Origin of the sequence: Pseudomonas sp. NFX5 (genome assembly GCF_049132125.1) — a bacterium.
Classification (GTDB): domain Bacteria; phylum Pseudomonadota; class Gammaproteobacteria; order Pseudomonadales; family Pseudomonadaceae; genus Aquipseudomonas; species Aquipseudomonas marginalis.
The window spans coordinates 178,165-189,413 of record NZ_JAFMZG010000006.1 but is presented as its reverse complement, the minus strand read 5'-3'; the positions used below and the strand labels follow the sequence as shown (position 1 = coordinate 189,413).

The 11,249-nt window shown below is 57.3% G+C and carries 10 protein-coding genes and 4 tRNA genes; 11 read left to right on the top strand and 3 right to left on the bottom strand.

The features are described from left to right. Positions 1–138 precede the first annotated feature (138 nt). The gene (locus J1N02_RS02320) at positions 139–549 is read left to right on the top strand and encodes a hypothetical protein (protein WP_065927021.1); all 411 of its coding nucleotides are present in this window, start codon (positions 139–141) and stop codon (positions 547–549) included. Here the strand turns inward: J1N02_RS02320 and J1N02_RS02315 are convergent. Beyond that, the gene (locus J1N02_RS02315; protein ID WP_166655314.1) at positions 546–707 is read right to left on the bottom strand and encodes a hypothetical protein; all 162 of its coding nucleotides are present in this window, start codon (positions 705–707) and stop codon (positions 546–548) included. The genes J1N02_RS02320 and J1N02_RS02315 overlap by 4 nt on opposite strands. A gap of 211 nt (positions 708–918) precedes the next feature. Here J1N02_RS02315 and J1N02_RS02310 point away from each other — a divergent pair, with 211 nt between their 5' ends. Further along, positions 919–1,581, top strand: coding sequence for a C39 family peptidase (locus J1N02_RS02310; RefSeq protein WP_027606239.1), 663 nt, complete (start codon positions 919–921; stop codon positions 1,579–1,581). Between the two features lie 43 nt (positions 1,582–1,624). Here J1N02_RS02310 and pbpG read toward each other — a convergent pair whose 3' ends face one another. Together pbpG and folD are read right to left on the bottom strand one after the other, a co-directional pair. After that, complete coding sequence (gene pbpG, locus J1N02_RS02305; RefSeq protein WP_027606240.1) at positions 1,625–2,548, bottom strand: D-alanyl-D-alanine endopeptidase; 924 nt, start codon at positions 2,546–2,548, stop codon at positions 1,625–1,627. A 207-nt stretch (positions 2,549–2,755) separates the two neighbouring features. Next, positions 2,756–3,610: a bifunctional methylenetetrahydrofolate dehydrogenase/methenyltetrahydrofolate cyclohydrolase FolD gene (gene folD, locus J1N02_RS02300; protein ID WP_027606241.1), complete on the bottom strand. Its 855-nt coding sequence runs from the start codon at positions 3,608–3,610 to the stop codon at positions 2,756–2,758. Between the two features lie 275 nt (positions 3,611–3,885). Here folD and J1N02_RS02295 point away from each other — a divergent pair. The 9 genes from J1N02_RS02295 to J1N02_RS02255 all read left to right on the top strand — a co-directional run bounded on the left by J1N02_RS02295 (position 3,886) and on the right by J1N02_RS02255 (position 11,176). After that, positions 3,886–3,962, top strand: a tRNA-Arg gene (locus J1N02_RS02295). A 32-nt stretch (positions 3,963–3,994) separates the two neighbouring features. Then, positions 3,995–4,070, top strand: a tRNA-His gene (locus J1N02_RS02290). Positions 4,071–4,126: 56 nt separating this feature from the next. Further along, a tRNA-Leu gene (locus tag J1N02_RS02285) sits at positions 4,127–4,211 on the top strand. 77 nt (positions 4,212–4,288) lie between these two features. Beyond that, positions 4,289–4,364, top strand: a tRNA-His gene (locus J1N02_RS02280). A 397-nt stretch (positions 4,365–4,761) separates the two neighbouring features. Then, positions 4,762–6,072, top strand: coding sequence for a trigger factor (tig, locus tag J1N02_RS02275; protein ID WP_027606242.1), 1,311 nt, complete (start codon positions 4,762–4,764; stop codon positions 6,070–6,072). A 91-nt stretch (positions 6,073–6,163) separates the two neighbouring features. Continuing rightward, complete coding sequence (gene clpP, locus J1N02_RS02270; protein ID WP_003174822.1) at positions 6,164–6,799, top strand: ATP-dependent Clp endopeptidase proteolytic subunit ClpP; 636 nt, start codon at positions 6,164–6,166, stop codon at positions 6,797–6,799. A gap of 112 nt (positions 6,800–6,911) precedes the next feature. After that, positions 6,912–8,195, top strand: coding sequence for an ATP-dependent Clp protease ATP-binding subunit ClpX (gene clpX, locus J1N02_RS02265; RefSeq protein WP_003238279.1), 1,284 nt, complete (start codon positions 6,912–6,914; stop codon positions 8,193–8,195). 162 nt (positions 8,196–8,357) lie between these two features. Beyond that, complete coding sequence (lon, locus tag J1N02_RS02260; protein ID WP_027606243.1) at positions 8,358–10,754, top strand: endopeptidase La; 2,397 nt, start codon at positions 8,358–8,360, stop codon at positions 10,752–10,754. Between the two features lie 149 nt (positions 10,755–10,903). Then, positions 10,904–11,176, top strand: a complete 273-nt coding sequence (locus J1N02_RS02255) for an HU family DNA-binding protein (RefSeq protein WP_003174819.1) — start codon at positions 10,904–10,906, stop codon at positions 11,174–11,176. The last annotated feature ends 73 nt before the right edge of the window (positions 11,177–11,249 follow it).

Genomic DNA, 11,249 nt, shown 5'->3' with positions numbered 1-11,249 from the left:
TCAGCCAGGTGAAGGAACATTTAGGTAAGGGCTGAAGATCGTTTCATATGGATTCATTTGTTCTACAAGGCGTGGCTGCCCAAGCTTGCACCCCATCGGACGACTTGTCTTTTAACTGATGTTCTTTGGAGCCCTGCCATGTCACTCAAACCTTTATTGTTGATCCCCGCCCTGGGGGCTGTTTTGTTGTTGTCGGCCTGTGCCGGCCCGATTCCCAAGGCGGACCCCAGCGAAGCCTGGATCGGCTTGAAAGAAGAAGCGCCGAACGACCTGATGGCCGAGCGTGTGGACGGCAAGCGTGTCGACGACGGGCGCTTTTTCGAGGTGACCCCCGGGGATCACCGCCTGGACGTGACGTTGTTCGAGGAAGAGGCAGGCGACGACAACCAGCAGGACTGCCAGGGTCGGGTCGAGTACAAGGATTTCAAGGCGGGTGAGCATTACACCCTGGTGGAGTCGAGCCTGGGCACCACCGTGCGCGCATCCCTGATGGACGGGCACGGTAAAGAAGTCGCGGCGACTCAGGATTTCAATTGCATGCCTGGCTAGGCGTGGTGCACCGCCGCTCTATGGGGCTTGGCGGGTGCCTCAGGTTTGACGTGGGGGTGATGGTGCCGGCGGGTAATGCGCAACACCCCCCACAACATGGCGCCGGCTACCGCCAGCCAACCGCAGATCAACAGGAAAATCGTTGTTGCAAGGCTCATTTTGGCCTCCTTTCGCCCCGCAGGGGGCACACACAGTCTTCTCAATGGACAGTCTAGCTACCCGGCGGTTGCCTGCTATTGACCAATGGTCGTGTTCGTCCAACTCGTTTGCTCTAACCGCGACGCTTTACTGAGCCTATGGGCTATACCCGCGTGGCAGAGCGTCCTATGATCAGGGCCCTCACCGGCAGTTGATCAAGAGAGTAAAAAATTGCGGTTACGGTCGAACCTTAAAACATCCTTGTTGCTGGCCTGTGCCCTGGGGCTCGCGGCCTGTTCCGGGCAGCCGTCGAAACTTCCGGGCCTGCCGGAACGTGTCGAACTCAATGGTGTGCCGACCTTTCGCAGCGAGGCTTATCAGAGTGGTCCTACAGCATTAGCCAGCATGCTGTCGCAACAAGGCATTGTGATGACACCGGGCTTGTTGGATAAACCGTTGCATTTGCCGGGCGGTGAAGCGGACCTGGAGCGCAACATGCAGGTGCTGGCCCGTGAGTACGGGCTGATGGTGTACCCGCTGGATGCCAAGCTGACCGCGGTACTGGCGCAGGTGGCGGCGGGTTACCCGGTGATGGCGCGGATTGGCGGCGGCCTGTTGTCTGACGCGCACTACGTGGTGGTGGTGGGTTTCAACCAGCAGAAAAGCACGGTGCTGTTGCGTTCAGGCATGGACCGACGCCTGCTGATGAGCTTCAGCGACTTTGAGTCGAAGTGGAGCAGTGCCGGGCACTGGGCAATCGTCACCCAGCGCCCGAGCCAATTACCGGCCAATGTGGATGCGCAGCGCTGGCGGGATTCGGCGAACGCAACGGCCCAGGCCGGGCAGGAGCGGGCGGCAGCGCAGGCGCTCAAGGTGTTGGCGGAACACAAATAAAATGGGAGGGGCGAGCCCCTCCTAAATGCGTTCTCGGTGTTCCTTAACGGCGGACTTCGGCGGCATTCGCGCGGTTCTTCAGGTTCTTGTCAGCCTTGTAGCGCAGCGCGACGTCCGGCACCGAGCCGCCCTTGCCGGTCTCGACCCAGCTACGGATACGGCTGGCATCGGCAAAGTGGGTGAATTTGCCGAAAGCATCCAGGATCACCAGCGACACGGGACGATTACCCATGCGGGTGACCAGCACCAGGCAATGACCGGCCTGGTTGGTGAAACCGGTCTTGGTCAGCTTGATATCCCAGTTGGCGCGGTTGATCAGGTGGTCGGTATTGGAGAAACCCAGGGTGTAGTTGGGCTTGCGGAACGCTACGGTCTTTTCCTTGGTGGTGCTCAACTGGCTCAGCATCGGAAATTTTTGCGCATAGGCCAGCAGCTTGCTCAAGTCGCGGGCGGTGGACACGTTGTGGATCGACAGGCCGGTGGGCTCGACATAATGGGTGCTGGTCATGCCCAGGGCCTTGGCCTTGGCGTTCATCGCGGCAATAAAGGCCGCGTAGCCGCCCGGATAGTGGTGCGCCAGGCTAGCGGCGGCGCGGTTTTCCGAGGACATCAGGGCAATCAGCAACATCTCCCTGCGCGGCATCTGGCTGCCGATCTTCACGCGGGAGAACACGCCTTTCATCTCTGGCGTGTCGGTGATGTTGATGTCGATGTACTCGTCCATGTTCTGCTTGGCTTCAAGCACGATCAGGCCCGTCATCAGCTTGCTCACCGAGGCGATAGGCACTACCACGTCGGGATTGCTGGCGTAGATGACCTTGTTGGTCTGCAGGTCCACCAGCATGGCGCTGCCGGAAGCGATCTGCAGTTTGGAGGGATCCCGCGGCGCCAGGGCGGAGTCGGCAGCGTGTGCAAAGGTGCCGGTGAACGCAAAAAACAGGCTGACAATGGAAAGACGAATTTTCACGCGGATGAACTCGCTAAAAAGTAAGAAATACCGTTGGGAAACGGGTTTTGTGATAAATGGCGTTACATTTTAGGAGTATGGACGAGAGACTGTCGAATGTTCTTCTAAAACCGGACGAAAGTGCTTAAAAACTAAGAAAAAACAGCTTTTCTTCCGGGCAATAAAAAGCCCTGCGATAAGGCAGGGCTTTTTCAGTACGGCTGGTTATTAACCGTGCAGGGTTTCTGCGGCGTACAGGGTGTTTTCCAGCAGGCAGGCACGGGTCATCGGGCCAACGCCACCCGGCACCGGGGTGATCCAGCCAGCGCGGGGCAGGGCGGTTTCATACACCACGTCGCCGACCAGCTTGCCGTCTTCCTGGCGGTTGATGCCCACGTCGATGACGATGGCGCCTTCCTTGATCCATTCGCCCTTGACCAGGCCCGGCTTGCCGGCGGCCACGACGACCAGGTCGGCACGGCCAACGTGGCCGGCCAGGTCCTTGGTGAAGCGGTGGGTCACGGTGACGGTGCAGCCGGCCAGCAGCAACTCCATGGCCATTGGGCGGCCCACGATGTTGGACGCGCCGACGACGACGGCATCAAGGCCGTACAGGTCGACACCGGTGCTTTCCAGCAGGGTCATGATGCCTTTGGGCGTGCACGGGCGCAGCAGTGGGATACGCTGCGCCAGGCGGCCAACGTTATAAGGATGGAAACCGTCGACGTCTTTGTCAGGGCGGATGCGCTCGAGCAGCTTGGACGCGTCCAGGTGCGCGGGCAATGGCAATTGCAGGAGGATGCCGTCCATCGCCGGGTCGTCGTTGAGGCTGTCGATCAGGTCGGTCAGGGCCTGCTGGGTGGTGTCGGCAGGCAGGTCGTAGGCCTTGGAAAGAAAGCCGACCTCTTCACAGTCTTTACGCTTGTGCGAGACATAAACCTGAGAGGCAGGATCGCTGCCGACCAGGATCACCGCGAGGCCAGGCGTGCGCAAGCCTTGCTGGCTGCGCTCGGTGACTCGTTTGGCGATCTGCTGGCGCAGGCTGGCGGCGATTGATTTGCCGTCGATAAGTTGTGCAGTCATTACGCGTGATTAACCATCGAGAGGGGGAGGAAAAGTGCGCGCATTCTCGCACGCCACGGCGTGAGGGCAAAGGCGCTTGGTCCGCAAATTGGCCTAACCCCTTAAATAAAATGAATTTTTTTCAAAAAAGATTTGACGGGTTTCCAGGCCCTCTATACTATTCGTCGCACTTGTCGGGCACAGCCTAGCACTGGTTAAGAAGGTCGAGCAGAATGGTTGTTCTGCAAGGCTGGAAGCACTTAGTTTGTAATCCTCCAAGAGTACAGATTAATAAGGCGCCCGTAGCTCAGCTGGATAGAGCATCCGCCTTCTAAGCGGATGGTCGCAGGTTCGAGTCCTGCCGGGTGCGCCATTAGGCAGCTTTGGCACAAGTAGCGCTATATGGTGGGCGTAGCTCAGTTGGTAGAGCACGGGATTGTGACTCCCGTTGTCGAGGGTTCGATCCCCTTCGTCCACCCCATATTTTGAAAGGCGCCAGATTAACCGTCTGGCGCCTTTGCTTTAAGAGCTTCAAGCGCGGATGTGGTGGAATTGGTAGACACACTGGATTTAGGTTCCAGCGCCGCGAGGCGTAAGAGTTCGAGTCTCTTCATCCGCACCAAATAAGGCCTTACTCGGTTTACATGCAGGGTGGGGTTAGACAAAGAAGTAGTTTGGTTTCTTTGTTAACGCAATATGGTGGGCGTAGCTCAGTTGGTAGAGCACGGGATTGTGACTCCCGTTGTCGAGGGTTCGATCCCCTTCGTCCACCCCATATTCGAAAGGCGCCAGATTTAACAGTCTGGCGCCTTTTTTGGTTTTGGCGGTTCGGTTTTTCGTGGCTGCGGGTTGTGGGTCGCGATGGCGATGCGTTTCATCGTATTTATGTGTCTCGATGATACTGCATTGTTATCTGCCTTCATTGCGAGGTAGGCCGTCAGGGAGATGGGCGACGATCCCTTCTATATATAGAGGGGCGGCGCAGAGCCCTGGCGTGATTGGCTTTATTTGTCACCGGGGCGGGGCGCGACAGTGCCTTCGTACCGATAAATTGCCGGCTGTTTACGGGCGTATTTCCAGTAGGGTGACTTCTTGAGTTTGACCCACTAGAATGCATGCCCTTGATTGGGGTCGGAAATGGCCGGCTAACGTCTGTGCAACGAGGAATATCCATGCAAGTTTCTGTTGAAAATACTACTGCTCTCGAGCGCCGCATGAGCATCACCGTGCCGGCTGAGCGCATCGAGACTGCGGTCAACAAGCGTCTGCAGCAGACTGCCCAAAAGGCCAAGATCGCTGGTTTCCGTCCAGGCAAAGTGCCAATGAGCGAAATCAAGCGCCGTTTTGGTGCTGATGCACGCAATGAAGCCGTCGGTGACGTGATCCAGGCTTCTTTCTACGAAGCAGTGGTTGAGCAAAAGCTGAACCCGGCTGGTTCGCCTTCGATCGAGCCCAAGTCCCTGGAAGCGGGCAAGGACCTGGAATACGTTGCCGTATTCGAAGTGTTCCCTGAGTTCGAAGTGGCCGGTTTCGACGGTATCGCTATCGAGCGCCTGAGCGCCGAAGTGGCTGATTCGGACCTGGACAACATGCTGGAAATCCTGCGCAAGCAGAACACCCGTTTCGAAGTGGTCGACCGTGCTGCCCAGAACGAAGACCAGCTGAACATCGATTTCGTTGGCAAGGTTGACGGCGAAGCATTCGCTGGCGGCTCCGCCAAGGGCACTCAGCTGGTGCTGGGTTCCAACCGCATGATTCCTGGCTTCGAAGACGGCCTGGTTGGCGCCAAGGCCGGCGAAGAGCGTGTCCTGAACCTGGAATTCCCTGCTGACTACCAGAACCTGGACCTGGCTGGCAAAGCCGCCGAGTTCACCGTGACCGTCAACAGCGTTTCCGAGCCTAAGCTGCCAGAGCTGAACGAAGAGTTCTTCAATCAGTTCGGCATCAAGGAAACAGGTATCGAAGGCTTCCGCACCGAAGTTCGCAAGAACATGGAGCGCGAGCTGCGCCAGGCTATCAAGTCCAAGGTCAAGAACCAGGTCATGGATGGTCTGCTGGCCTCCAACCCGATCGAAGTGCCTAAGGCCCTGCTGTCCAACGAAGTGGATCGCCTGCGCGTACAGGCTGTCCAGCAGTTCGGCGGCAACATCAAGCCAGACCAACTGCCGGCCGAGCTGTTCGAAGAGCAAGCCAAGCGCCGTGTGGTGCTGGGTCTGATCGTGGCTGAAGTGGTCAAGCAGTTCGACCTCAAGCCTGACGAAGATCGCGTCCGCGAAATGATCCAGGAAATGGCTTCGGCCTACCAGGAGCCTGAGCAGGTCGTGGCCTGGTACTACAAGAACGACCAGCAGCTGAACGAAGTACGTTCGGTTGTGCTGGAAGAACAAGTTGTGGATACTGTTCTGCAGAAGGCTAAGGTGACCGATAAAGCGGTCTCTTACGAAGAAGCAGTCAAGCCGGCGGAAGCAGCACAAGCCGACTGATTGTCCAACTCGTTGGAAATTCAACCATAAGCCAGCCTCGCGCTGGCTTATGCGTTTTCAAGACATGACTATTTGGGAGTAACTGCAGAGCATGTTCCGTAATTCCTATATTCAGCAGAACTCTGATATCCAGGCCGCAGGCGGCCTGGTCCCGATGGTTGTCGAGCAGTCCGCTCGTGGCGAACGCGCCTACGACATCTACTCGCGCCTGCTCAAGGAGCGAGTGATCTTTCTGGTGGGCCCGGTAGAGGACTACATGGCCAACCTGATCTGTGCGCAACTGCTGTTCCTTGAAGCGGAAAACCCGGACAAGGACATCCATCTCTACATCAACTCGCCGGGCGGTTCGGTGACAGCGGGCATGTCGATCTACGACACCATGCAGTTCATCAAGCCGAACGTATCGACGACCTGCATTGGCCAGGCCTGCAGCATGGGCGCGTTCCTGCTGACCGCAGGTGCCGAGGGCAAGCGTTACTGCCTGCCGAACTCGCGTGTGATGATTCACCAGCCACTGGGCGGTTTCCAGGGGCAGGCGTCGGACATTGAAATCCACGCCAAGGAAATCCTCTTCATCCGCGAACGCCTCAACACGCTGATGGCCAAGCACAGCGGGCACACCCTGGAAGAAATCGAGCGCGACACCAACCGTGACAACTTCATGAGCGCCGAAGCCGCACGTGAATATGGGTTGATCGACGCAGTGATCGAAAAGCGCCCCGCTTAATATAAGCCGCTCAAAATAGGGCTGGTCGGGTTTTCCGATCATCTGCGGGCTTGAAAAAGCCCGCATAAGCCTTCATCTTGTGTTGCAAGCCTATCGGATTTGGATCGAACGAATGACTGACACCCGCAACGGCGAGGACAACGGCAAGCTGCTCTATTGCTCCTTCTGTGGCAAAAGCCAGCATGAAGTGCGCAAATTGATTGCCGGCCCCTCGGTCTTTATCTGCGACGAGTGCGTCGACCTGTGCAATGACATCATCCGTGAGGAGGTGCAGGAAGCCCAGGCCGAAAGCAGCGCGCATAAATTGCCTTCGCCTAAAGAAATCAGCGGCATCCTTGATCAGTATGTGATTGGTCAAGAGCGTGCAAAGAAGGTTCTGGCCGTAGCGGTATACAACCACTACAAGCGCTTGAACCAGCGTGACAAGAAAGGCGACGAAGTCGAACTCGGCAAGAGCAACATCCTGCTGATCGGTCCTACAGGCTCGGGTAAGACCCTGCTTGCAGAAACCCTCGCTCGCCTGCTGAACGTTCCGTTCACCATCGCCGACGCCACCACCCTCACCGAGGCTGGCTACGTGGGCGAAGATGTCGAGAACATCATTCAGAAGCTGCTGCAGAAGTGCGACTACGACGTAGAGAAGGCCCAGATGGGTATTGTCTATATCGATGAAATCGACAAGATCTCGCGCAAGTCCGACAACCCGTCGATCACTCGGGACGTTTCCGGTGAAGGCGTGCAGCAGGCCCTGTTGAAACTGATCGAAGGCACGGTTGCTTCCGTACCGCCACAAGGCGGCCGCAAGCACCCGCAGCAGGAATTCCTTCAGGTTGATACGCGCAACATCCTGTTTATCTGTGGCGGCGCATTCTCCGGCCTGGAGAAGGTTATTCAGCAACGGTCTACCCGTGGCGGCATCGGTTTCAGTGCAGAAGTGCGCAGCAAGGAAGAAGGCAAGAAGGTGGGCGAGTCCCTGCGTGAAGTCGAGCCTGACGATCTGGTCAAGTTCGGTCTGATCCCGGAATTCGTTGGCCGTCTGCCGGTCCTGGCCACGTTGGACGAGTTGGATGAGGCGGCTCTGATTCAGATCCTCACCGAACCGAAAAACGCCCTGACCAAGCAATATGCCAAGCTGTTCGAGATGGAAGGTGTGGACCTCGAGTTCCGTACCGACGCGCTCAAATCGGTGGCCAAGCGGGCACTGGAGCGCAAGACCGGTGCACGTGGCCTGCGTTCGATCCTCGAAGGTGTATTGCTCGACACCATGTACGAAATCCCCTCGCAGTCCGAGGTGAGTAAAGTGGTGATCGACGAAAGCGTTATAGAAGGCAAGTCCAAGCCACTGTATATCTACGAAAACAGTGAGCCGACTGCCAAGGCTGCGCCAGACGCGTAAGCGTTTCGCAGTTTTGGTACAAACGAAGGGGCCTCTAGGGGCTCCTTTGTTTTTCATAAGGATTTTTACTGCGTGTAACTGCCAGCATTGAGCTTGTTTTTTTTACACGCAGCCCCCATCTTGGTTTCAAGCTTATTTTTCAACTGTCATAGAGGCGAAATCATGAAGACAACCATCGAATTGCCTCTCCTGCCGTTGCGTGATGTCGTCGTCTATCCGCACATGGTTATCCCGCTGTTCGTGGGGCGCGAGAAGTCTATCGAAGCCCTCGAGGCCGCGATGACGGGCGACAAGCAAATCCTGCTGTTGGCCCAGAAAAACCCTGCCGATGATGATCCAGGCGAAGATGCCCTGTATCGCGTCGGCACCATTGCCACTGTCCTGCAACTGCTCAAGCTGCCCGATGGCACCGTCAAGGTGCTGGTGGAAGGCGAGCAGCGCGGTGCGGTAGAGCGTTTCATGGAGGTGGACGGCCACCTGCGCGCCGAAGTGGTGCTGATCGACGAAGTCGAGGCCCCTGAGCGCGAGTCCGAAGTGTTTGTGCGCAGCCTGCTCTCGCAGTTCGAGCAGTACGTGCAGTTGGGAAAGAAAGTCCCGGCTGAAGTCCTGTCTTCCCTCAATAGCATCGATGAGCCAAGCCGCCTGGTCGACACCATGGCCGCGCACATGGCGCTGAAGATCGAGCAGAAGCAGGACATCCTCGAAATCATTGACCTGTCGGCCCGTGTCGAACACGTGCTGGCGTTGCTGGATGCCGAGATCGACCTGCTCCAGGTCGAGAAGCGCATCCGGGGTCGTGTCAAAAAACAAATGGAGCGCAGCCAGCGCGAGTACTACCTGAATGAGCAGATGAAGGCCATTCAGAAGGAGCTCGGCGACAGCGAGGAAGGCCACAACGAAATCGAAGAGCTGAAAAAGCGCATCGATGCTGCCGGCCTGCCTAAAGACGCCCTGACCAAAGCCACCGCCGAGTTGAACAAGCTCAAGCAGATGTCGCCGATGTCGGCCGAAGCCACCGTGGTGCGCTCGTACATCGACTGGCTGGTGCAGGTGCCGTGGAAGGCTCAGACCAAGGTACGCCTGGACCTGGCCCGTGCCGAAGATATCCTTGATGCCGACCACTATGGCCTTGAAGAGGTCAAAGAACGCATCCTCGAATACCTCGCCGTGCAGAAGCGCGTGAAGAAGATTCGTGGCCCGGTGCTTTGCCTGGTTGGCCCGCCTGGGGTAGGTAAAACCTCCCTGGCCGAGTCCATCGCCAATGCCACCAACCGTAAATTCGTGCGCATGGCCCTCGGTGGCGTGCGCGATGAGGCGGAAATTCGTGGTCATCGCCGGACTTACATCGGTTCGATGCCAGGAAGATTGATTCAAAAAATGACAAAGGTGGGTGTGCGCAACCCGCTGTTCCTGCTCGATGAAATCGACAAAATGGGCAGCGACATGCGCGGCGATCCGGCATCGGCCTTGCTGGAAGTGCTCGACCCTGAGCAGAACCACAATTTCAACGACCATTACCTGGAGGTCGACTACGACCTGTCCGACGTAATGTTCCTGTGCACCTCCAACTCCATGAATATTCCGCCGGCATTGCTGGACCGGATGGAGGTGATTCGTCTGCCGGGTTACACCGAAGACGAGAAGATCAATATCGCCGTCAAATACCTCGCGCCCAAGCAGATTTCGGCCAATGGGCTGAAGAAGGGCGAGATCGAATTCGACGTCGAGTCGATCCGCGACATCGTGCGCTACTACACTCGCGAGGCCGGTGTACGGGGGCTTGAGCGCCAGATCGCGAAGATTTGCCGCAAGGCGGTCAAGGAGCACGCGCTGGAAAAACGCTTCTCGGTGAAGGTCACGGCCGACGCTCTTGAGCACTTCCTGGGTGTGCGTAAATTCCGTTACGGCCTGGCAGAACAGCAGGATCAGGTAGGGCAGGTGACTGGCCTGGCGTGGACCCAGGTGGGCGGCGAATTGCTGACCATCGAAGCTGCGGTGATCCCCGGCAAGGGCCAGTTGATCAAGACCGGCTCCCTCGGTGACGTGATGGTCGAATCCATTACCGCCGCGCAGACCGTGGTGCGCAGCCGCGCCAGGAGCCTGGGGATCCCCCTGGACTTCCACGAGAAGCACGACACCCACATCCACATGCCGGAAGGGGCTACACCGAAGGATGGCCCGAGCGCTGGCGTAGGCATGTGCACGGCCCTGGTTTCGGCATTGACCGGCATACCGGTGCGCGCCGATGTCGCGATGACCGGGGAAATCACCCTGCGTGGCCAGGTATTGGCCATTGGTGGCCTGAAAGAGAAATTGCTGGCTGCACACCGCGGGGGCATCAAGACTGTGATCATTCCTGAAGAGAATGTTCGCGACTTGAAGGAAATTCCTGACAATATCAAGCAGGATCTTCAGATTAAACCGGTTAAATGGATTGACGAGGTCCTGCAAATTGCGCTGCAATACGCGCCGGAGCCCTTGCCGGATGTGGTTCCGGAGATAGTTGCAAAGGACGAAAAACGAGAGTCTGATTCCAAGGAAAGAATTAGCACGCATTAATGTGAATAAGCCTGGGGGCTTCCTTGACAGCTTTTTAGAGCCCTTGTTATAAAGCGGCTCTTAAGTGTCTGTAGGCCATTCAGCACTGGTTTTTGCTGTTTACCAAAAAACTTAGAATCATACTCAATAGATATATAAGGGGACTTAGAGTGAACAAGTCGGAACTGATTGATGCTATCGCTGCATCCGCTGATATCCCGAAAGCTGCTGCCGGCCGTGCGCTGGATGCAGTAATCGAATCCGTCACTGGCGCTCTGAAGGCCGGCGACTCCGTGGTACTGGTAGGCTTCGGTACTTTCTCTGTGACTGACCGCCCAGCTCGCACTGGCCGTAACCCACAGACTGGCAAAGCACTGCAAATCGCTGCTGCCAAGAAACCAGGTTTCAAAGCCGGTAAAGCCCTGAAAGAAGCGGTTAACTAAGCTTCGATCAAGCCTTTGCTACCCGGGTCGGACGCAGGTCTGGCCTGGCAGCGGAGCGAAAGCTGACCCAAGT